Source organism: Nonlabens sp. (genome assembly GCF_965657255.1).
GTDB lineage: Bacteria > Bacteroidota > Bacteroidia > Flavobacteriales > Flavobacteriaceae > Nonlabens.
Window position 1 is genome coordinate 224,031 of record NZ_CBFHNM010000001.1, and the last position, 21,078, is coordinate 245,108.

The window sequence follows — 21,078 nt, forward strand, 5'->3', positions numbered from 1 at the left end:
CCTATAAAATTATTACTCGCGCGTTGCAAACGCTATAATTATTCACTCTCGTCACAGACGAGCGCGACGTGGAAGGCTTTATCTCAAGTTTGCCTTTTCATTCATGAGTGATTTTTTAGCAACATAAATTAAAGGTTGATCATTGGACTCCATGCAATTTTTCAAAAAAGATTCTTTTAATTCATAATCCCAACTATAAGAAGCCGCAGCAAGTCCATATCTTGGATCAGTGTAACCTCTTGGACGATTATGACCAAAATTAAAACACTTTTCTAAAATAATTCTTTGATCATCTTTACACGGCTTGACCTGATCATAGCCTAAAACTTCTAGTGCTCCTTCTGAAGATGAGTACTTTTTTAATCTCAAAATATCTAACAATGGTACTACATCATTAACATTATCTCTTTTCATTCTGATATAAGCTTTAGCCGCAGCTGTAAGTGTGATGTCAAAGTCTCTACTTGGAATAATGTAGGTTTCCATTATATTTAATGCTGTCTCGACGTCATTAAAAATTGATAAGGCGTTGAACAAAGAAGTTATTGTTTTCCAATCATTTGATGAATCTAACTCTTTCTTTAAAGCCATTTTAAGCACATCTAAATAGTCACTTTTTTTAAGTTTTTCACTAAATATTTTATCCGAAGCATTTCTTCGTTTAACAGTACTCTTTCCTAATAAATTATCTACTATATTCATATTTTCTAATTATCCAATTATTTAATTTTTTCTCAAATATAGCTTCATGATTTCTTTCAACACTATTAATTACGTCAATTAAATCAGGTAGAAAAATCTTAGCTTGATCTAAGCTTATGACTTTTACATTGAGCTCTGTAATATCTATTTCTCCTTCAATATGATAATCTTCGTCATTATCACAGTAGATTCTTAAAACTTTTTCGCCATTAATAATTTCATTGGATGTTAATACCGTATTCATAATTTATTACTCTTTTCAATATTCTGCGCTTTGGATAAAACTTGTGCATTGGAAGAACTATTCGATCCTCCACGAGACTTAGCAAAAATGTGATCTATTTCAGCTTGAGACATATTGGCGGGAACACCTCTTCTTGATTGAACAGGTTCATCTAACAAAGATCCATCAAGATCACTTCTCAAAACACCACCATTAGCTTCTCTATTTTTTGCTAAAATTTTATTTTTCATAGATTTCGTAAAATCTTTCCCAGGACCAACGGTTCGGTGATCTGCCAGATCAGAGTAATCGACTGGACCTTTCCATTTTGCCCTTTTAGCAATATTTATTTTATTCTGAACACTTTTCCTATAAGCTCGAGCCCTACCACTTCTTGTCCCTACATTACCACCTTTTATACTTGTTAAGCCATTCCCCATCATGATCAGTTCCGCAACCAAACCATTGATTAACATATTCTTTTCTGTCTTTACCTTAGAGATATATCGTTCTACAAGTATATCTACTTTACCGCCTGATGATGCTTCGTTGTCAAATTTTTGGTCAAGCTTTTTTAAATAATCCTTGTTAACGTAGGAATAAAAAGCACGTTCTTCAGCTAACTCCACAGCGGTATTAAAAAATGCAGCTGATTCAAGATTCCCTTGCACCTCACTTGGTTTAACATCATATATTTCAGCTGTTTTGCTTAATAAATATTGTTTGACCGAATTTATTACTTCCATGTCTCCATCAGGATGTACTAAGGAAATGTTATATCCGAATTTTTGCAGCGCATTTTTTGCGAGCCCTTCTGCTTTTACAATCTGTCCATCCTTACAATTTCCATCTGGGCAGTCTCCTTCAGGATCATTAAAAATTAAAGGGCTATTCCTTGAAAAAGCATAAGGACTATCCCAAGCAACTGATTTTGGATCTATACTTTTCCATCTCGCTAGTCTTGGATCGTACTGTCTAAAGAAAGTTGTATAACTATTCCCTTCCCCTTTAACTTCGTCATCCCTTTCCATACCGTTAAATCCATAACGATACGCGTCACTATCCACGCTACCATGTCTATTATTTAGGAGCATCCCATAAGGACATATTTAAAAGAACGATTTTATCGCTTGCGCGAAAGCTTAAAAATACAAGCTAAAGAGGAAATATCAATAATTTTAGAGGAAAGAAAACCTGTAGAGATTTCTTAATATACTATTGAACTTAAACTACAAAAAGCTAGTAGAGTAGTAGAAAACAGAAAAAATGCCTGTTCACTATGTCGTTAATTCAATAACTTCCCAAGAAGATATATAAGGAAAGTCTAATTATGACTTCCCTTATATAAATTCAAATGCTATTTGATAACTAGCTCTATTTGAGTCACATACCATTTATGGGACAACCTATTTCAAAATTCCCTCGTAGGTAGCATAGCTCTCTGATAGACAAAAGGAAACTATCAAGGATCTATTATCTGCTTTTGTTCTTAAAGCTGATTTAACCCAAAAACTAGCGCAATAAAAAAAGGAAAACCATCACTAGCTTTCCTTTTCTGTACTTTTTTCACTCTTCTTCCATGAGAAAAACTTCGTTCAATTCTTCATTTGTACTAATATAATAACTTTGATTACCATCAGCTCCTTTTAACACCACCCAACCACCAGCATTGAGATAAAACGAAAATTCCTGAGAATCTTTTATTAAATTACCGTCATAACTGCATGGTAGATTATAATATTTATAATGTACCTCTTCTGATGTTATACTAATTAACGAGTTAAAAAACAGTTCAATATTCTCTTTTGATATCAACCACGATTCACAGGCTTCTTTAAGAGCTCTATTCGTGATTTCTTCGTCAACACTTTTATTTACTTCAATGATTTTTATATCACTATCTTGGGTGCAAGCTATAGATGTTAATATAGCTATCACAATAAATAGATTTTTCATTATTTTTTTAGATTTTCAGAATTAGAAATTATTGGATCTTGAATATATTCATCAATAGCATCTTTAACTAACTGACCTTCATTTTTAGTTTTATAAGATAGTTGTTCGTGAGTGTAAATTTGAGAATAAGTCAGGTTTTGACTTGTTTTCAATAGATTTACTAAATAAGCTACAGATTCGACTTGCTTTGCAGTTAACGGCTCCCAAATACCTTTTTTCTGATCTAGATTTTTACCTACGACTTCTATACCTAAAGCATCAATGTTATATGGATACCTGTCAGGAAAATCTTTTTTCTTTTCATTTTCGTAAACTTTTTTCGGACTCCATCCGTAACCTTTTATTTTTTTTGTCTCAGCATCATCACATGTACCAGACTCATAACATTCAGACTTTATCTTACCAACATGAAAAGTTATTTTATCAATACTCGCTGCTTGATATATAGTTCCATCCTTAGCAACTAAAAAATGAGTACCTATACCTCTTTTAAAACTATTCAATGATTGCACTGCGTCATTACTATCGGTTCTATGTAAAACTATACCATTTACCGCTTTCATTGAACCTTTCTCTAATTTTTTTTCTCTTTTCTTAACCACCCTATTGTCAAGTAAAAAACCATCTGAACCAACCAAAGGTCTACCACCACTTTCAGCAGAACCACTATTTAAATAAGGTCCATATGCGTAGTCTTTTTCTCCGTTGGGTCCGTTTATTTCCCATTCTTCAAGCCCTTCTAATTCAATAGCATGTATAACTTTGTTTCCACTGAATTGATAAGGTGTATAATATGGGAATTTTGATGTTAGAGGGTCTACCGCAAAGAAACGTCCCAATCTAGGATCATGCATTCTAAAAGTATAATTATAACTATTCCCTTCGCCTTTCACTTCATCATCACGCTCTTGCCCTTGGAAACCATAACGATACGCATCGCTATCTACAGAACCATGTCTATTATTTAGGAGCATCCCGTAAGGACATATTTAAAAGAACGATTTTACCGCTTACGCGAAAGCTTAAAAATACAAGCTATTGAGGAATTATTTATCAGTATTGATCAAAAAAAGCCTATTGAGTTTACTCAAAACTTTCCTGGTCTTGATCAACAAAAAGCAATGAGAATACAAGAAGACAGAAAAAATGTCTGTTCACTATGTAATTAATTCAATAACTTCCTAAGAAGATATAGAAGGAAAGTCTAATTAAGACTCCCCTTCTATAAATTCAAATACTATTGAAATAGCTATTTAATAACTACCTCTATTTGAGTCACATCCCATTTACGGGACACCATATTTTAAAATACCCTGTAGGTTGCAGGGGTGTTTGTACGGGAGGTCTCATAATCTTATCATATATCCATGGACCATAAGCTGTTCATTTTTTATAAAGTAAGTAGAGTTGAAAAAAAAAGTATCTTTTACAACCTTACTAAGACAGATTTGTGAAGAATCAGGATAATTTTCTGGAAATTCTGTATAGCTATTTTTAATAAACAAGCTGTCTGGAAATAAAGTTTGACAACAATTTTCATCTATTCTCAATTTTGTTAAAATTTTACGTCCATCGCTACTCAATTCAATTTGTTTATTGTTCAGTTTCTGAATTCTATAATTTTCATAAATTCCGTTCTGCGGAGGTATAATAAATACTCCTGAATTAAAAAGATTACATTGATTCGAACTAATCGAATTACATGATGTTATAACGATTAATAAGACTAAAATAAAATTCTTCTTAAAACCCATAAAATTAAAGTTAATATGCCAAAAATGATAAATAAGTAAATAGCGCAAACTAGGCAGTTTTCAATAAACAAATCTGAATAAAAAAAAGATAGTAAAATATTAAAACCTAACAAAATAAAGAATAATCTAAAAAAATGAAACAAAAAGTTAAAAGATTTCAGCTTAACCTTGTTTAAATTCAAGATTACTTCCTTGAGTAGGTGCTTGATTTGACTGTTTTTCTTTTGAATCATCTGGGCTTTTGATTAAATTCTTTAGTCTATAGTTTCTGGGATTATTATACAAGGTATTATCTTGTTTTTTTTGTAATAATTTTTGAGTAGTATTATTTTTTTGATTAGTTAATTCAGCATTCATTGAAGAGATTAATTTAGTCACTTCAGCAAGCATTACGTCAACTAATCCCTGAAAAACCTCACTATCAGTCCATTTACCTCCTTTAGGTAATACACCTTTTGATTGATCGGCAATAAAATTACCTAAAGCATCTTTCAATACACTACCAGCGTCTTTATTGACTCCTACAACTTGAATGTTATTTTCATAGGTAATATCAATTAAACTTGGAGTTACAGTCTCTAAAACTGTTTTAAGCTTACCTAATTTAAATCTATCGAGGGTTACATCAATAAATGCATCTCCTAAATCTACAGCTATTAATGAAGATCCTAAACTATTTGTAATAGTTTCACTGTCAAATGTTTTACGTTTTATAATGTCATCAACTGCTGCTGCGCCACTACCAATTAGAAATTGTTTAAACAACTCCTTAGATATAGCTCCTTTTGTAATAGTTGCATCTATTACTATTGTTCCTGCTAAGGCTGTACCAACTATAAAGCCTTTGGACATTTGATCCTGTGCTTCTTCATGACTAAGTCCCATTTTGTTTGTTAATTCGAAATATCCTTGATATCGTGCACTCCAATCCAATTCAAGCCCCTCAAGTTCCTTTCCAAGGCCTAATTTATTTTCTGCGAAAGTATAAGGGCTATTCCATGCAAACTCATGTGAAAGAGGATCCACCGCAAAAAACCTACCCAACCTAGGATCATGCATACGATACTTGTAATTATAAGAATTCCCTTCTCCTTTGATCTCATCATCACGCTCTTGCCCTTGGAAACCGTAGCGATACGCATCAGAATCTACAGAACCATGTCTATTATTTAGGAGCATCCCGTAAGGATTATGACTAAAATAGCATTAAACCTTGTATTTAAAAGAACGATTAGTTTATGTCAACTATCCAAATTTATCATTTTAAGCTGCAAATGATTTAATTTGTCTAAATAAAATTAATAAAAGTAAAAAACTATATTTTAACAATCTTTATAATTTTTATTGTAAAATTCAAGAAAGTCATGCGATGGGAAGAGATAGAAATAACTAAATTCAAAAAAAACTTTTAAAAATAATTATGAAGTTTTATAAGAATAAGCTTAAATAATTGAATAGTTAAAATTACGAATACATAAATTAAAGGTTTTGTTCGAGTTAAATAAGAAAGGAGTTGGTCAGATAGTACGCCCCTAATTATGCCCTTTAAAACATAAAAACCTCATAACATGATTGTTATGAGGTTTAAAGCAGAGAGGAAGGGATTCGAACCCTCGAAACGTTGCCGTTTACACGCTTTCCAGGCGTGCGCCTTCGACCACTCGGCCACCTCTCTAAATATTTATTTCAGTTTGCAATAATAAGGCAATATCCTACTACTGGCAATTATTTTTACATCGACTTTAAGCGGTTATTTCTCCTCTCAAGGAAGATTCAAAATAAGACCTAAAACTATCGACAGAATCCGTATGCTGTAATAGATACATCATTTTTGCTAGCGCAGCTTCTGTTGTAATATCTTTTCCGGAGACCAAACCAATTTTTTTAAGCTGTATACTGGTTTCATATTTACCCATAGAAACAGCACCACCTATACATTGTGTAACGTTCACAATTCTGATATTGTTTTCTAACGCTTTCTTTAGGATACTCACAAACCATTTTTGGGTAGGTGCATTACCACTTCCGTAGGTTTCTAATACAATTCCTTTCAATCCTTCAATAGAACAAATTGCTTGAACTACTTCTTCTGTAATTCCTGGAAATAATTTTAAAACGACCACCTTATCCACCAGATCTGGTCTATAGTTCATGATCTCATTAACTGGTTTTGATGTTTGTAGTTGTTCTGCTTTCGTGCTTCGACTTTGCTCTGCATAAACTACAGATGGATCATCTACCCTACCTTTCCACAGTAATTTATGATCTATATTTAAATGGACACCACTTATTGCTAACGGCGGATAATTAGGTGAACTGAAAGCCTCAAAATGTTCAGCATTCATCTTTGCGGTTCTATTAGCGCGATATAATTGGTACTCAAAATAAATACACACCTCTTTTATGATTGGGCCCTTATCATCTTGCTGTATGGCTAGTTGCAAGCTAGTAATCAAATTTTCTTTTGCGTCTGTACGTAAATCACCTATAGGCAATTGAGAACCGGTAAGAATAATAGGCTTTGTAAGATTCTCAAACATAAAGCTAAGTGTACTACCTGTATAAGACATGGTATCACTACCATGAAGGACCACAAATCCTTGATAACTATCATAGTTTTCATTGATAACATCACCTAGATTGCGCCATTCTTCTAGATTCATATCTGAAGAGTCGATAGGTTCTTCAAAAGAGAAGGTATCAATTTCACAATCTAATTGTTTGATCTCTGGAATATGAACGAGTAATTTTGAAAAATCAAAAGCTCTCAAGGCTTTGGTCTCTGGATCTTTCATCATACCGATGGTTCCACCTGTATATATCAATAAAATTTTAGGCTTCATCAGTAACTACCAGTTTTTCTTTGTTTAATACTGGTCGTGCATACATGTTTAAGAAACTTTCTACAGATTTAAGATCATCTACATTTACACGCAAACGCAGTCTGCGTTCAAACTGCAATCTGTCATGTGTTGTATAGTGCGACTCGTATTTTGAACTATTAGTAAGCATGTCATGGGCAACATAATTAGTAGGCCAAAGCTTATAATTACTTTGAATTTCTCTATCTAGATGTTGCACAACACGTTGCAGCACTTGATTGGTGCTTTGCTCCTGTAATTGATCTACTTTGAAAGGTTGAGCAGCATGAATATGAATGTGTTTTTTCTGACCTAAAGCTCCTTTTAAAATACTATTAAAATCTTCGTTTTCAGATTTGATATATTCTTCATCAGCTTGTTTAGCAAGTAGTTCTGGAACTTTTAAAATATCTGTTGGGTCGTATTCGTATGAAATGGAAACTGGCACGATGCGCAAATTATTCAAATACTCTTCAAGACCGTTCTTACCAGCTGCAAGTGCGATCATTTTAAGTACACCTTGTTCTGTAACGTCATTACCATCTTTAGTACGACCTTGACGCTGTGCTACCCAAACACTTCTATTCTCTTTATGTATTAAGAAATTGATGTACTCACTGAGCTTCTTGCTACTCATTAAAATCTCACGTGGACTGGCACCTCGTTTTACTATAAAATTACGAGTCAACCTGCTTAACGCATTAACAAATGGACGTCGCACTAAATTGTCTCCTATGGCACTTGCTGTCCTTATTAAGTTTTTTCTAAAAAGTATTACATTAATTAAAGAGGTGTCTAAAACGATGTCTCTGTGATTAGAGATATACAAGTAACTCACGTTAGGGTCTAAATCAACAAAACCTGAGGTTGTTAATCCTGCACTTGATTCATCAAGAACTCTTTCTACCGTTTTACTGATTACATCTCTTTGAAAATCATTAATTGATTTACAAGAAAGTACTATTTCTTTTACCTCTTCATAGTCCATATCTTTAAAAGTATATTTAAAGAGAGACTTTATCATAGGATGCCTTACCGCGCTTTTAAGCGCTATCTGCACTTCGGCATCATTAAAAAATCGTATATCGTCGTATCTATTCAAAGTCTAAAAGTGTAAAAAACAAATGTAATGATCTCCTTTTTATATACCGAAGACTTCACGCGAATTTAAAGTTGTTATCTGGGCAATCTCGCTCAAATCCTTTTCATAAATGGTGGCTAATTTTTCTGCAACTTGAATAAGATAAGCGCTTTCATTGCGCTTACCTCGATAAGGAACAGGTGCTAAATATGGCGCATCTGTTTCTAGAACAATTTCAGAAAGTGGTATTTGATCTAGAAACTGATCAATTTTACCATTCTTAAAAGTAACTACACCACCTATACCTAATTTCATTTTAAGATCAATGGCTCTTTTTGCTTGTTCTAAATTACCTGTGAAACAATGAAAAATACCATTTAAAGAACTTCCCTTATAATCTTCAAGCACTTCAAAAACCTCATCAAAAGCCTCACGACAATGTATTGCGATAGGTAATTTCTTTTCAATAGACCATTTGATTTGAGTATGAAAAGCCTCTTGCTGCTGTAGTTTAAAACTTTTATCCCAATATAGATCCATTCCTATCTCTCCTACTGCAACAAAGGACTCTTTTTCAAGCATATCTTGGACATGTACAAGCTCTTCCTTATAGTTTTCTTTCACATGTGTAGGATGCAAACCACACATTAAATACACATAATCTGGATAGTTTTTCTTCAATTCTAGCATAGAATTTGTATAAGTAGAATCAATCGCCGGTATGAAGAAACGTTGTATTCCTGCATCAAGAGCTCTTTGAATCATACTGTCTTGATCTTCTTCAAAAGCTTCACTGTATAAATGTGTATGTGTATCGGTAAAAATCATTTTGCAAAAATAAGACTTGTACCTAGTCACAACGACTCTAGAAGCAATAAGTTATTACAAAAGGGTTTTACCTTAAAAGAAATTATGATGATTAGTCTGCTTTCGCGAAAGCGGAATTATATTTACCCTTTAAAACTATTGAATGGCATCTCTTAAAAAATTACTTCTTTCTCAAGGATACATTGCTCACAACATGAGGATAGCCTCAAAAAGTGGTCACATAGTTACCAAAGCTTCTATCAATGGTTATGAAGGAAGATTTATTATCGATACCGGAGCCAGTGCTTCTTGTGTTAATCAAGAGATGTACAAAGAGTTTCAATTAAAGACCGAATTTATGGACCGACAGATAGGTACCGCAAGTGGCTCTTTGAGACCACGTATTTCTCATAACAACACATTGGAATTGAGTGACTGGTCAGATGAAGATGTAACACTTTTGAGCATGGACATGACTTTTGTCAACAATGCTCTTAAAACAGAAGGTATGCGATCTATTCAAGGTCTTTTAGGAGCAGATTTTCTTATTTCAACAAAAGCTATTATTGATTATAAAGGCAAGAAAATATTTCTTAAACCATAAAAAAAGCCTTGGTAAAATCACCAAGGCTTTTTTTATAAATTCTATAAAATGGAATTAATAAGAAATATTAAAACTTCCATTAGTTACATTAAAATTATTAGGAGGACCAGTCATAAAATCAAAAGTTCCCGTTATCGTATTTGCGGCAGGGTCTGCAGCGGTAATTATTAAATTACCACTTACTGCTTGCGCATTATCATTACCGATGATATATGAAGCAGAGTATGTAGAACCAACTCCACTCAATGCATAAGTACCAGGTGTCACCGTGTCTGGCATAGTAAGAGTAATAGATGCATTACCGTTACTAGCCGTGATAATTAAGACACCACTACCTGCATTTCCTACAGATAATGTTGGATTTAAATTACTCCCGTCAATAGTGGCTTGAAAGGTATCAGTTCCACCGCCGTCAGCGCCATCGCCTAATGCAGCACCAAAAGGGACTTGAAATATCACTCCTTGTCTCATATATAAAGAGTCTGTATTATTTGTCAAATAACTTTCAAAACTAAAAGTACCAGTAACTCCACTATTTGCGTTTACAGAAGTAAGACGTACTTCTCCAGTTCCATTTCCTACGTTGGAAGAAAAAGAATCTTCACCATTAAATGTATAAATCGCCTCGCTTTGTGAGCCAGCACCTAATCTATAAATACCTACTCCATCACTTTCTAGATTAAGTTCTAAAGTTTCTAATCGTGTTTGTCCTATCAAAGTAAGAGTTCCATCTGCATTTACCGTTGCACTCATACGGTCTGATTTAAAAAACTCTCCATTTCGAACCGCTTGTAAAGCTGGAACATTGTTATCATCTAGATTCTCTTCACAAGATGCAAAAGAGATAATCGCTAAGGCTATTAACAAGTATTTACTAATCAGTTTCATAGAATAAAAAAATGTGTTTGAGCAAATGTAAATAAAATATAAAGATATGCTGTATATAATTAAATAAATGATATTTTTGCAAACTCAAATTAATAATCAGGGTCGGGCACCCATAAACTTTAATAGTTATGCCAGTAAAAATTAGATTACAAAGACACGGTAAAAAAGGAAAGCCATTTTATTGGATCGTTGCAGCAGATGCACGTTCAAAAAGAGATGGTAAATATCTTGAAAAATTAGGTACTTACAACCCAAACACTAATCCTGCAACAGTAAATCTTGATGTAGATGGAACGATTACATGGTTAGAAAATGGTGCACAACCTACTGACACTGCTCGTAACTTGTTAAGTTATAAAGGTGTGATGATGAAGAAACACCTTAAAGGTGGTGTAAAGAAAGGTGCATTTACAGAAGAGCAGGCAGACGAGAAGTTCAACGCTTGGTTAACTGAAAAAGAAGCTAAGATCTCTGGTAAAGCGTCAGGCCTTCAAGCAGATGCTGATGCAGCTGCTGCAAAAGCTTTAGAAGCAGAAAAAGCTGTGAATGAAGCGCGTATTGCTGCAAACACTCCAGAAGTAGTTGAGGAACCAGCTGCAGAAGGTGACGACGCAACAGGAGAAGAAGAATAAAACTTAGGTAATGCGTAAGGAAGATTGTTTTTACGTAGGTACCGTAGTTAATAAATTTAGCTTTAAAGGTGAGTTGCTAGTTAAACTAGACACTGACGAGCCAGAGCTTTTCACAGAAATGGAATCAGTTTTTATCGAGATCGGTAAAAACTTGGTTCCATTTTTTATTGAAAAAAGTCAACTGCACAAATCATTACTTCTTAGACTTAAAATAGAAGATATTGATGATGAACCTGCAGCAGACGCTATGATGAAGAGAGATCTTTATCTACCACTATCTTTTTTACCACAATTAGAAGGTAATAAATTCTATTTTCACGAGGTCATCGATTTTAAAATGATCGATAGCAATCATGGTGAGGTAGGGATTATTACTGGAATAAATGACATGACTACTCAAGCGCTTTTTGAAGTAGACAATAACGGTAATCAAATTCTTATACCACTTAACGATCATTTTATTGATAAAGTAGATCGCAGCAACAAAACTATTACCGTCACTACACCAGATGGATTAATAGATCTTTACTTATCTGAATAACACACTAAAGATTTATCTTAAAATGAGCTTATTTCAATTCAAAGAATTCTCTATAGCTCAAGATCGTTGTGCACAAAAAATAGGCACTGATGGAGTTTTATTAGGTTCCTGGACGCAACCTTATCAAAAACCTAAAACGATTCTAGATATAGGTACTGGAACTGGAGTTATTTCTTTAATGCTCGCACAGAGGTTCACTGGCGCAACCGCAGAAGCGTTAGAAATAGACGTAGATGCATATGAACAAGCCACCGAAAACTTTGAAAATAGTCCGTATGGCGATCGTTTATTTTGCTTTCATGCAGGGTTTCAAGAATTTTATGAAGAAGTAGAGGAGCGCTATGACCTGATAGTGAGCAATCCGCCGTTTTATGATGCTAGTAATGTAAAAAACGACTCTCAAATAGAGGATAAACGACAGCAAGCCCGTTTTGATGACGCACTTTCTTTTGAAGAATTGGTTTATGGTGTTTATCAACTATTAGAAACTAATGGCACGTTTGCTTGTATTATTCCCAAAGAAAGAGAAAAACGTTTTTTAGAAATTACAACTCATTTTCAATTGCAACTAGTTCGCACTACCTATGTAAAAGGAACAGAAAATAGTAAGGTAAAAAGGTGTTTAATGGAATTCCGCTTTCGCGAAAGCGCAACCAACAATAATAGTGTAAATGAAGTGCAAAATCTTACCATTGAAAAGTCACGTCATGACTATACTGATGATTATGTGGAACTAACGAAAGATTTCTACATTAACATGTAGTTAATGAATTATAAAAAAATCTGATAAATAGTATCGATTAACCGTTTGTAGATTGCTATTTTTACGACCATTCTAAAACAGCCTTGAAATTACTCTAACGATGTAGTTTCTCATTTAAAAATTACAAAATGAAACCAGATTTATTTGAAGCACCGGATTATTACAATATAGACGACCTTTTAACAGACGAACATAAAATGATACGTGACGCTGCCCGTTCCTGGGTAAAACGTGATGTGTCGCCTATTATTGAAGAAGCTGCTCAAGAAGCAAAGTTTCCTAAAAGTATTATTCCTGGACTTGCTTCCATCGGCGCATTTGGCCCATATATTCCTGAAGAATATGGTGGTTCTGGATTAGATCAAATATCTTATGGATTGATCATGCAAGAAATAGAGCGTGGTGATAGTGGTGTACGTTCTACAGCATCTGTTCAGTCATCTCTTGTGATGTATCCTATCTGGAAATATGGTAGTGAAGAACAAAAGCAAAAATTCCTTCCTAAATTAGCTAACGGTGAATTTATGGGATCCTTTGGCCTTACAGAACCAGATCACGGTTCTAATCCTGGCGGAATGACTACTAATTATAAAGATGCTGGCGATGGTGAAAACGTGATTCTTAATGGTGCAAAATTATGGATCTCTAACAGTCCATTTTGTGATGTTGCAGTAGTATGGGCAAAGAATGAAGAAGGACGTATCCACGGTATTATTGTAGAACGTGGCATGGAAGGTTTTTCTACACCAGAAACACACAACAAATGGTCTTTAAGGGCTAGTGCTACTGGAGAATTGATTTTTCAAGATGTGAAAGTTCCTAAATCTAATATTTTACCTAACAAATCTGGATTAGGAGCACCGTTAGGTTGTTTGGATTCTGCTCGTTTTGGTATTGCATGGGGCGCTATTGGTGCTGCTATGGATTGTTATGATACGGCATTGCGTTATTCTAAGCAACGTATCCAATTTGGCAAACCTATTGCAGCTTTTCAACTGCAACAAAAAAAACTGGCAGAAATGATTACTGAAATCACAAAAGCACAGTTACTAGCGCTACGTTTAGGTCAGCTTAAAAATGAAGATCGTGCTACAAGCGCTCAAATCTCTATGGCAAAACGTAACAATGTAGAGATGGCTATTAAAATAGCTCGTGAAGCAAGACAAATTTTAGGCGGAATGGGAATTACAGGCGAATACAGCATCATGCGTCATATGATGAACCTTGAAAGTGTGATCACTTATGAAGGTACTCATGACATTCATTTATTAATCACTGGACTAGATATAACAGGCGAGAATGCTTTTAAATAGTTTAAGTTATATAGTACTATTATTCAAATCCTTTTAATTATTTAAAAGGATTTTTTTGTTTGTCTACCTCAACTAAAAAAACATTATAAAAAACTTCAAAATTTTAAGCTTAGTAATTCTATCACTTTTCATGTTTTCTTGTGAATCAGATGATGACAATGGGCTTTCACTAACTAATGCAACTCTAGCAGGAACTTACAATGTAACCGCGATTACGGGAAGTGGATCTGAATCCAACCTATTAAAATCATTAGTAATACATCGATTATAATATTTTTAGATAACTTTAACTCTTCATTATTTGAAAAGTTTACCCTTAATACCGACTAGTATAGTAAATTGTAATTTTAAGATCTTTGATGGAATACTGATATTTCACTTAAAAAGATATAATAAATCGATGTAAAAAGCCTTAAATGAAAGAGAACCTTATATTAAAAGAGATCAAGGACGTTAGAGAGCAGCTATTAAATCATAAACTTTACACCGCTATCAAAACGGATGAGGATTTAAAACTATTCATGTCGTCTCATATCTATGCTGTGTGGGATTTCATGTCGCTACTTAAATCTTTACAAAACTCTTTGACTTGTACCCAAACCCCATGGACACCTAAAGGCAATCCAGATTTAAGATATTTAATTAATGAAATCGTTCTTGCAGAAGAAACAGATATAGATCAAAATGGCAATAGAATGAGCCATTATGAAATGTATCTTAACGCAATGATTGCCGCTGGGATTTCTATTGACCAGCCAAAAGAATCGATCCATAAAATAGCAAATGCTACAAACATTCTTGACGCTATAAATCTTTCAGAGCTGCCTAAACATGTAAAACAATTTCTTCACTCTACCTTTTCTATCATTCAAAGAGGCAAGGATCATGAAATAGCTGCAGCATTCACCTATGGAAGAGAAGACCTGATTCCTGAAATGTTTACTGAAATTCTAAATGGTTTATCAAAAACAAGTTTAGATACAGATTTAGAGCCTATCACCTATTATTTTGATAGGCATATAGAATTAGATGGTGATGAACATGGACCGATGGCTCACAAAATGGTAGCTATGCTTTGTGAGGATAATCAAGAAAAGTGGAATGAGGCAGCTGCAGTCTCTAAAGAAGCTTTACAATCTCGAATTTCATTATTTAACGGTATTCTAGAAGAAATAAATACTCACCGAACAGAGTTTGCAACATCACTTTAAAACAACAAAGGCCTACTTTAAGTAGGCCTTTGTTGTTTTAAATTTAGAATTAATTAAGCTTCTAGGCTATCTCTATAATCCTCTTCGAGCTTTTCGCCAGAAACGTCTATTACAGATTCTATTTGAGGAGCGTGCTTTTTTACGGTAAGTTCTACACCAGATTTAAGTGTCATTTGATTCACGTGACAACCTACACAAGTTCCTAATAAACGTACTTTAACAAACTTGTCTTCATCAATAGAGACTAGTTCTATATCACCTTTATCACGTTGTAAAAAAGGTCTTATTTCTTCTAATCCGGCTTCAACGGCTGCTATTAAATCTGCTCCTGTCTTCATTATTTCTTATTTACGGCGCTACAACCTGCCATGGTAGTAATCTCAATAGCTTTAGTAGGTGGTAATGCATCATTCCTGCGTACTGTTTCAGATACTACTTTTTTAGTAATTTTTATAAAAGCCTCTTCAATATCTGTTCCTTCCTGCATTGCTGCCGGACGCCCTACATCGCCTGCTTCTCTTATGCTTTGTACTAAAGGTAATTCTCCTAAAAACGGAATATTCAAGTCTTCAGCCAGGTTTCTTGCTCCATCCTTACCAAAAATATGATATTTATTTTCTGGTAATTCTGGCGGTGAGAAATAAGCCATATTTTCTACAATACCTAACACAGGAACATTAATACTTTCCTGTTGAAACATGGCTACACCTTTGCGAGCATCTGCTAGCGCTACAGTTTGTGGTGTAGAAACTACTACAGCACCTGTTAATGGTAAGGATTGCATAATACTTAAGTGAATATCTCCTGTTCCTGGTGGTAAATCTACCACTAAGAAATCAAGATTTCCCCATGCAGCATCAAAGATCATTTGGTTCAGTGCTTTAGCTGCCATAGGTCCACGCCATACGACCGCTTGATCTGGTTGTGTAAAGAAACCTATGGAGAGTATCTTTACTCCATAACTTTCTACTGGTTTCATCTTTGACTTACCATCTACATTAACAGATAATGGCTTTTCATTAATGATGTCAAACATAATCGTTGCACTAGGACCATAAATGTCTGCGTCTAATAAGCCCACTTTAAAGCCCATTTTTGCAAGAGTAACGGCTAGATTTGCCGTAACTGTAGATTTCCCTACACCACCTTTTCCAGATGCTACCGCAATAATATTGTCAATTCCAGGAATTGCTTTCCCTTTAATTTCAGGCTTTTTATCTGCCGTTTCTGAAACTTCTACCTTAAGATTTACTTTTATTTGCGCCTTTTCATAAACCTCTTTATGAATCGCTTGTAAAATGGAAACCTCTGTTTTCTTCTTTGCTTGTAAACTATGATTGTTTATGGTTACATCTACAACAACTTCATCGCCAAAAACGAGAACGTTTTTAATTGCACCACTTTCTATCATGTTTTGTCCTTCACCAGGAACCGATATGGTTTCTAATGCTTTTAAGACGTCTTTCTTTTCTATTTTCATTTTGAATTTTAGAGTATTACAAAGATAATACGCAAAGCTGTTAGTTAAAAATGATTCTAAATAAAAGGGATAGATTATTGTTATTTCGCTTTCGCGAAAGCGTATATCAAAACAATCGCCCTATTTTTTTAAACAGCTTGCAAATAATCGATGGATAAAATAAATAACGGACGCTCTTCTGCGCCAAGTTTAAAATTTACTGTCTCTCCTACTTTTGCACCCATCAAAGCTTGTGCAATAGGCGTGGTAAAAGAAATTTTCCCTTTAGAAACATTTGCCTCATCGACACCTGTAATGGTCAGTATTTGCTTCAATTTTAGATTCATATTTTTTAAAGTGACCGTCGCACCAAAGCGTATTTCATCTTGTGGCTGTTCCGATATTTTTATAGGTCGGGCAGATGTGATTCTTTCCTTTAACAAGTTTATTTTTCCTTGAATCAAGGTCTACGTTCTTCTTTTTTCTGTTTCATCTTCAACAGCTATATCTGTAAAGTCTGCTTCTAGAACATGTAACTCGTCTTGTAATTCTTGCATTCCTTGCGGTGTCACATAATTTGTAACTGTATCTGGTAAAAAAGCGCGTTGTGGAATTACTACCGGTTCTTCCTGATCGCCTTCTCTTACAAATCCTCTACTCATCTACCGCATATTTCTTTAATAGCTCTAGCGATGTATAGTCTAAGACTTTATCATCTGTAGATTTAAGATTTATTTGTGGTGCTACTCCAGCTTTCTCTGCCTCAAGCCATCTTAAAATACACAAACACCATTTATCACCAGGCTTCAAACCTGGAAACTGGTATGCTGGGATGGCTCTTGTAAGGTCATTACCTTTTGATTTTGTAAAATCTAGAAACTCCTGTGTCATCACCGCACAAACCACATGTGTTCCTTGATCCTCATTTGCTGTGCGGCAATATCCATCACGCCAGTAACCAGTCATAGGATCGTTACAACAGGATTCTAGGCTTGTTCTTAATACATTGAATGCTTTGGGTTTTTCTGTAGTTTGTGACATAGCAGTAAAATATATAAAAATGCTCAAGGATATCGTTAAAGCTTTTTTAAACATGTTAGTTTTCTTTTTAAGTCTGTGCTTTTCAGAAGAAATAACAGCTACATCATATTAATTAAACCTTTCATTGATCCAAGATGCGATCAATTCTAGTGTTGCCGGATCAAAAGTTTCTTCAATTTGACCATATTCTACTGCACTACCAGTAACCGCATTTTGAAATAAGTGATTTAACCCTGGTAATTCTTTTATAGTGACATCTTTGTTTTCCGCTTTCGCAAAAGCGGATTTCATACCATCTAAATTGCTAGCTGCAATCACTTGATAATCTAAAGAACCATTGATCGCAAGAACTGGGCAAGTTACTTTACTCAAATTTACAGCTGGATCATAGGTTAGAAATGTACGAAACCAATTGTTTGAAAATTCTTTTGCTAAAGCTTTTATGGTCGGTTCTTGATATTTTGCTTGTATAACAGGTGTCGCATTTTTACATTTTTCACGGAGACGTATTTCCAATTGTTGTGCTAGCGCCTCTTGAGGTATATTTACTCCATCTGCTTCAATAATTTTATCAAATAGTGCTTTCATGATTTCCATATCTGCATTAATATCAGCTTCTAGTTCACCTCTTAACATGGCTCCTTTGCGCATTTGTGGCAACACTACTCTATCACCTTTTAAACCAGTTCCTGCAAGTGAAACAAAAAATGCCACGTCATTTTTGTTGTTTGCAATAACGATAGGTGCAATTAAACCACCTTCACTATGACCTATCAATCCTATTTCATTTCTGTTGATATCATTGCGCGTTTTTAAATAAGTAATTGCTGCTTCTACATCTGACGCAAAATCAAAGCTATTTGCACCTACTTGCGTCCCTTGAGACTGTGCAACGCCGCGATCGTCGTATCTAAGGACGGCTATTCCTTTTTTTGTGAGGTAATCTGCAATGACTAGAAATGGCTTATGATTAAAAAGTTCTTCATTACGGTCCTGAGGACCAGAACCAGAAATAAGTATTGCCACTGGTGGATTCTTTACATCAGTAGGAAGAGTAAGTGTTCCTGCCAGTTGTATACTAGTAACGTCTCCACCAGGGTTGATCCATTGATTGGTAAAAAAGACCTCTTCACTTTTATATGGAAATGGTGCTTTAGGTTCTTGAGGTCTGTTAGGTTTTACCTCTACATAGGCTTTCTTTTCTAAAATCATCGCCTCAGAATAAGTTCCTTGAGTGAAAGTTCCATTTACTTTTTCTTCTGATAGTTCTCCTTGATATTTAATTTTATAAGCGTTAAGAACTAACTTAATGGTATTTCCCTTTACGATTGTTGAATCCATTGGAAGAAAAGCTTTGGACTGTTTAGGGCTTTGCATTTTTGCAGTGTACGACCCTTCATTATTAGAAATCTCAAAAACAAGTGGCATTCCTTGAATCGCACCAGTCCAGGAACCTTCAAAATTTTGAGCTTTGACAAGAAACGATCCTAATAAAATAAGGATCCCAATGGCTGTACGGAAAGTATTTTTCATAATTATCGTTTTTGATGATAAGAAAAGACTGGATGATAAAGCTAATTCTTTAATTAAGAACATATTTCATTTTAATATAATAGCAAGACCAGTAATTCTGTAAGTATTCCCTATTAAGCCTTCTTTAACTGTGCTTTTAACTCGTGCAAAGGTTGTACTCCTGCGCCTTTCCATACTTGCTTTCCATTTTTAAATATCATGAAAGCAGGAACACCGCGTATTTGAAATTTTGAAGCCAGCGCTTGATTTTTATCTACATCTATTTTAAGAATACGAACTTTATCACCTAGATCATCCTTTAATTTTTCTAAAACAGGCATCATCGTCTGACATGGACCACACCATGTGGCAAAAAAGTCAATTAAAACTGGTGTATCGCTATTAGTAAGCTCTTTAAAACTGGACATAAGAAAAACATTTTTTAGATTGAAACTCGAATCTGAATTCGAAAATCTCATGATATTCAACAAATATAGAATCTATAAAAATCTCAAATCAAAATCTAAACATAAATTTAGTAAAGGATTTAAGACGCGTACCATTTGAAAAATAAGCAACTTTTCAATTAAGAAAAGAAGAGAGATCTATAAATAAATTTCAATAAGTTGAGCTGCTGTAGCCTCGATATTAAATTTATCTATACCAGCAGGTAACAATATACATTCTCCTTGTATTATTGAGTAAGACTCTCCTTCATACACAAAAGAAGCACTTCCTTTTACACACATGTATATTACAAAGGAGTTTATTTCATCGAGATTCCTTTTCTGGGATCCTTTTACTTTTAGAAAATTTGTTTTGAAATAAGGAGAATCAATCAACTTATTAAGATGATTTTTCTTCCTAGTGTAGTCAGTTTGATCATTGTCATGTAGTTCAAAGTCAATAGCGTCTAGAGCTAAATCCGTATGTAACTCTCTTTTCATTCCTGTTTTAAGATCTTTACGATCATAATCATAGATGCGATAGGTCACGTCAGAAGATTGCTGGATTTCTGCAAGAACCACGCCTGCTCCTATGGCATGTACTCTACCAGTAGGAATATAAAATGCATCACCTGCTTTTACAGAAAATTCATTTAAAACATCAGTAAGTGTATTGTTTTTTAAATGTTCTTGATAAGAATCTGGAGTGAGTTGCTTATTAAAACCAACGGTAATTTTTGCATCTTTATCAGATGGCATGATGTACCACATTTCATTTTTGCCTAAACAGTTGTGTCGTTCTTTTGCTAATGCGTTATTAGGATGTACTTGTATAGATAGTGGTTGTTGCGCATCTATAAACTTGATTAATAAAGGAAATTCGTCGCCATAATTTTTATAAACCTCTTCTCCTAGAAAATCACCTTTAAACTCGCTTATTAAATTATTGATTGTCCTTCCTTGGTAAATCCCTTCTTCAACTATAGTTTCACTTCCTGGAACAGCACTTATTTCCCAAGATTCACCTATGGAATTTTCCTTATAGTCCTTATGGAAAACGGTTTTTAATTTATTGCCACCCCAAATGCGGTAGTGAAAAACAGGTTTAAATTTTAGGGGATAAAATTTCATCAATCAGTTCATAGTTTCAACAGGCTGCAATTTAAGATATCAGTAGCAATTTATCTACGGTATCCCTTTAAATTCAATACAAGAGTGATTTCATTGTTCTATAATCGCATTTTACGATATAGAATTGAGTGTTATCTCGCTTTCGCGAAAGTG

Annotated in this window: 24 protein-coding genes and 1 tRNA gene; 6 read left to right on the forward strand and 19 right to left on the reverse strand. The window is 34.3% G+C overall.

Annotation, left to right across the window (positions count from 1 at the left end):
- Positions 1–78 precede the first annotated feature (78 nt).
- The 10 genes from ACTF54_RS01075 to ACTF54_RS01120 form a co-directional block, all read right to left on the reverse strand.
- On the reverse strand, positions 79–702 hold the full coding sequence (locus ACTF54_RS01075) for a hypothetical protein (RefSeq protein ID WP_438968534.1): 624 nt from the start codon (positions 700–702) through the stop codon (positions 79–81).
- Positions 686–946, reverse strand: coding sequence for a hypothetical protein (locus tag ACTF54_RS01080; RefSeq protein WP_438968535.1), 261 nt, complete (start codon positions 944–946; stop codon positions 686–688). Before ACTF54_RS01080 ends, ACTF54_RS01075 begins: the two co-directional genes overlap by 17 nt.
- Positions 943–2,019 (reverse strand): RHS repeat domain-containing protein, encoded by a 1,077-nt coding sequence (locus tag ACTF54_RS01085; protein ID WP_438968536.1) that lies wholly within the window; start codon positions 2,017–2,019, stop codon positions 943–945. The genes ACTF54_RS01080 and ACTF54_RS01085 overlap by 4 nt, the downstream gene beginning before the upstream one ends.
- A gap of 472 nt (positions 2,020–2,491) precedes the next feature.
- Positions 2,492–2,881, reverse strand: coding sequence for a hypothetical protein (locus tag ACTF54_RS01090; protein WP_438968537.1), 390 nt, complete (start codon positions 2,879–2,881; stop codon positions 2,492–2,494).
- Positions 2,881–3,855 (reverse strand): N-acetylmuramoyl-L-alanine amidase, encoded by a 975-nt coding sequence (locus ACTF54_RS01095; RefSeq protein WP_438968538.1) that lies wholly within the window; start codon positions 3,853–3,855, stop codon positions 2,881–2,883. Before ACTF54_RS01095 ends, ACTF54_RS01090 begins: the two co-directional genes overlap by 1 nt.
- A 942-nt stretch (positions 3,856–4,797) precedes the next feature.
- Positions 4,798–5,814 (reverse strand): RHS repeat domain-containing protein, encoded by a 1,017-nt coding sequence (locus tag ACTF54_RS01100; RefSeq protein WP_438968539.1) that lies wholly within the window; start codon positions 5,812–5,814, stop codon positions 4,798–4,800.
- 411 nt (positions 5,815–6,225) lie between these two features.
- Positions 6,226–6,310, reverse strand: a tRNA-Ser gene (locus ACTF54_RS01105).
- Positions 6,311–6,377: 67 nt separating this feature from the next.
- On the reverse strand, positions 6,378–7,478 hold the full coding sequence (locus ACTF54_RS01110; RefSeq protein ID WP_347196175.1) for an asparaginase: 1,101 nt from the start codon (positions 7,476–7,478) through the stop codon (positions 6,378–6,380).
- Positions 7,468–8,598 (reverse strand): 1-acyl-sn-glycerol-3-phosphate acyltransferase, encoded by a 1,131-nt coding sequence (locus ACTF54_RS01115; protein ID WP_347196174.1) that lies wholly within the window; start codon positions 8,596–8,598, stop codon positions 7,468–7,470. The genes ACTF54_RS01110 and ACTF54_RS01115 overlap by 11 nt, the downstream gene beginning before the upstream one ends.
- Before the next feature lie 39 nt (positions 8,599–8,637).
- A complete protein-coding gene (locus tag ACTF54_RS01120; protein ID WP_347196173.1) occupies positions 8,638–9,405 on the reverse strand; it encodes a TatD family hydrolase in 768 nt (255 codons plus the stop codon).
- A 142-nt stretch (positions 9,406–9,547) separates the two neighbouring features.
- Here ACTF54_RS01120 and ACTF54_RS01125 point away from each other — a divergent pair, with 142 nt between their 5' ends.
- Complete coding sequence (locus ACTF54_RS01125; protein WP_438968540.1) at positions 9,548–9,988, forward strand: retropepsin-like aspartic protease family protein; 441 nt, start codon at positions 9,548–9,550, stop codon at positions 9,986–9,988.
- Positions 9,989–10,042: 54 nt separating this feature from the next.
- On the opposite strand, the gene ACTF54_RS01130 is transcribed toward ACTF54_RS01125, so the two are convergent.
- Positions 10,043–10,855: a DUF6252 family protein gene (locus ACTF54_RS01130; protein WP_438968541.1), complete on the reverse strand. Its 813-nt coding sequence runs from the start codon at positions 10,853–10,855 to the stop codon at positions 10,043–10,045.
- Positions 10,856–11,004: 149 nt separating this feature from the next.
- Between ACTF54_RS01130 and ACTF54_RS01135 the strand changes: the two genes are divergently transcribed.
- The 5 genes from ACTF54_RS01135 (at position 11,005) to ACTF54_RS01155 (ending at position 15,336) form a co-directional block, all read left to right on the forward strand.
- Positions 11,005–11,508, forward strand: coding sequence for a 30S ribosomal protein S16 (locus ACTF54_RS01135; RefSeq protein WP_347196170.1), 504 nt, complete (start codon positions 11,005–11,007; stop codon positions 11,506–11,508).
- A gap of 10 nt (positions 11,509–11,518) precedes the next feature.
- Positions 11,519–12,049 (forward strand): ribosome maturation factor RimM, encoded by a 531-nt coding sequence (rimM, locus tag ACTF54_RS01140; RefSeq protein WP_347196169.1) that lies wholly within the window; start codon positions 11,519–11,521, stop codon positions 12,047–12,049.
- Between the two features lie 22 nt (positions 12,050–12,071).
- Complete coding sequence (locus ACTF54_RS01145) at positions 12,072–12,812, forward strand: tRNA1(Val) (adenine(37)-N6)-methyltransferase (RefSeq protein WP_438968542.1); 741 nt, start codon at positions 12,072–12,074, stop codon at positions 12,810–12,812.
- Between the two features lie 128 nt (positions 12,813–12,940).
- Positions 12,941–14,125 (forward strand): acyl-CoA dehydrogenase family protein, encoded by a 1,185-nt coding sequence (locus tag ACTF54_RS01150; protein ID WP_347196234.1) that lies wholly within the window; start codon positions 12,941–12,943, stop codon positions 14,123–14,125.
- A gap of 416 nt (positions 14,126–14,541) precedes the next feature.
- Positions 14,542–15,336, forward strand: coding sequence for a DUF3050 domain-containing protein (locus tag ACTF54_RS01155; RefSeq protein WP_347196235.1), 795 nt, complete (start codon positions 14,542–14,544; stop codon positions 15,334–15,336).
- 53 nt (positions 15,337–15,389) lie between these two features.
- Here ACTF54_RS01155 and ACTF54_RS01160 read toward each other — a convergent pair whose 3' ends face one another.
- From ACTF54_RS01160 to ACTF54_RS01195, 8 genes are all read right to left on the reverse strand, one after another.
- Complete coding sequence (locus tag ACTF54_RS01160) at positions 15,390–15,674, reverse strand: NifU family protein (RefSeq protein ID WP_347196236.1); 285 nt, start codon at positions 15,672–15,674, stop codon at positions 15,390–15,392.
- Positions 15,674–16,816: a P-loop NTPase gene (locus ACTF54_RS01165; RefSeq protein ID WP_438968543.1), complete on the reverse strand. Its 1,143-nt coding sequence runs from the start codon at positions 16,814–16,816 to the stop codon at positions 15,674–15,676. The genes ACTF54_RS01160 and ACTF54_RS01165 overlap by 1 nt, the downstream gene beginning before the upstream one ends.
- A 128-nt stretch (positions 16,817–16,944) precedes the next feature.
- Positions 16,945–17,238, reverse strand: coding sequence for a GreA/GreB family elongation factor (locus ACTF54_RS01170; RefSeq protein ID WP_438968544.1), 294 nt, complete (start codon positions 17,236–17,238; stop codon positions 16,945–16,947).
- A gap of 24 nt (positions 17,239–17,262) precedes the next feature.
- On the reverse strand, positions 17,263–17,457 hold the full coding sequence (locus ACTF54_RS01175; protein ID WP_438968545.1) for a hypothetical protein: 195 nt from the start codon (positions 17,455–17,457) through the stop codon (positions 17,263–17,265).
- Positions 17,450–17,836: a DUF2237 family protein gene (locus tag ACTF54_RS01180; protein WP_347196239.1), complete on the reverse strand. Its 387-nt coding sequence runs from the start codon at positions 17,834–17,836 to the stop codon at positions 17,450–17,452. The genes ACTF54_RS01175 and ACTF54_RS01180 overlap by 8 nt, the downstream gene beginning before the upstream one ends.
- A gap of 108 nt (positions 17,837–17,944) precedes the next feature.
- Positions 17,945–19,369, reverse strand: a complete 1,425-nt coding sequence (locus ACTF54_RS01185) for an alpha/beta hydrolase family protein (RefSeq protein ID WP_438968546.1) — start codon at positions 19,367–19,369, stop codon at positions 17,945–17,947.
- Between the two features lie 113 nt (positions 19,370–19,482).
- Positions 19,483–19,776, reverse strand: a complete 294-nt coding sequence (gene trxA / locus ACTF54_RS01190) for a thioredoxin (protein ID WP_347196241.1) — start codon at positions 19,774–19,776, stop codon at positions 19,483–19,485.
- Positions 19,777–19,953: 177 nt separating this feature from the next.
- Complete coding sequence (locus ACTF54_RS01195) at positions 19,954–20,925, reverse strand: type I phosphomannose isomerase catalytic subunit (protein WP_347196242.1); 972 nt, start codon at positions 20,923–20,925, stop codon at positions 19,954–19,956.
- Positions 20,926–21,078 lie beyond the last annotated feature (153 nt).

Bases quoted from the DNA above. Each gene is read 5' to 3' on its own strand.
- ACTF54_RS01075 (WP_438968534.1), bottom strand. From the start codon at position 702: ATGAATATAGTAGATAATTTATTAGGAAAGAGTACTGTTAAACGAAGA.
- ACTF54_RS01080 (WP_438968535.1), bottom strand. From the start codon at position 946: ATGAATACGGTATTAACATCCAATGAAATTATTAATGGCGAAAAAGTT.
- ACTF54_RS01085 (WP_438968536.1), bottom strand. From the start codon at position 2,019: ATGCTCCTAAATAATAGACATGGTAGCGTGGATAGTGACGCGTATCGT.
- ACTF54_RS01090 (WP_438968537.1), bottom strand. From the start codon at position 2,881: ATGAAAAATCTATTTATTGTGATAGCTATATTAACATCTATAGCTTGC.
- ACTF54_RS01095 (WP_438968538.1), bottom strand. From the start codon at position 3,855: ATGCTCCTAAATAATAGACATGGTTCTGTAGATAGCGATGCGTATCGT.
- ACTF54_RS01100 (WP_438968539.1), bottom strand. From the start codon at position 5,814: ATGCTCCTAAATAATAGACATGGTTCTGTAGATTCTGATGCGTATCGC.
- ACTF54_RS01110 (WP_347196175.1), bottom strand. From the start codon at position 7,478: ATGAAGCCTAAAATTTTATTGATATATACAGGTGGAACCATCGGTATG.
- ACTF54_RS01120 (WP_347196173.1), bottom strand. From the start codon at position 9,405: ATGATTTTTACCGATACACATACACATTTATACAGTGAAGCTTTTGAA.
- ACTF54_RS01125 (WP_438968540.1), top strand. From the start codon at position 9,548: ATGGCATCTCTTAAAAAATTACTTCTTTCTCAAGGATACATTGCTCAC.
- ACTF54_RS01135 (WP_347196170.1), top strand. From the start codon at position 11,005: ATGCCAGTAAAAATTAGATTACAAAGACACGGTAAAAAAGGAAAGCCA.
- rimM (WP_347196169.1), top strand. From the start codon at position 11,519: ATGCGTAAGGAAGATTGTTTTTACGTAGGTACCGTAGTTAATAAATTT.
- ACTF54_RS01145 (WP_438968542.1), top strand. From the start codon at position 12,072: ATGAGCTTATTTCAATTCAAAGAATTCTCTATAGCTCAAGATCGTTGT.
- ACTF54_RS01150 (WP_347196234.1), top strand. From the start codon at position 12,941: ATGAAACCAGATTTATTTGAAGCACCGGATTATTACAATATAGACGAC.
- ACTF54_RS01155 (WP_347196235.1), top strand. From the start codon at position 14,542: ATGAAAGAGAACCTTATATTAAAAGAGATCAAGGACGTTAGAGAGCAG.
- ACTF54_RS01160 (WP_347196236.1), bottom strand. From the start codon at position 15,674: ATGAAGACAGGAGCAGATTTAATAGCAGCCGTTGAAGCCGGATTAGAA.
- ACTF54_RS01165 (WP_438968543.1), bottom strand. From the start codon at position 16,816: ATGAAAATAGAAAAGAAAGACGTCTTAAAAGCATTAGAAACCATATCG.
- ACTF54_RS01175 (WP_438968545.1), bottom strand. From the start codon at position 17,457: ATGAGTAGAGGATTTGTAAGAGAAGGCGATCAGGAAGAACCGGTAGTA.
- ACTF54_RS01180 (WP_347196239.1), bottom strand. From the start codon at position 17,836: ATGTCACAAACTACAGAAAAACCCAAAGCATTCAATGTATTAAGAACA.
- ACTF54_RS01185 (WP_438968546.1), bottom strand. From the start codon at position 19,369: ATGAAAAATACTTTCCGTACAGCCATTGGGATCCTTATTTTATTAGGA.
- trxA (WP_347196241.1), bottom strand. From the start codon at position 19,776: ATGTCCAGTTTTAAAGAGCTTACTAATAGCGATACACCAGTTTTAATT.
- ACTF54_RS01195 (WP_347196242.1), bottom strand. From the start codon at position 20,925: ATGAAATTTTATCCCCTAAAATTTAAACCTGTTTTTCACTACCGCATT.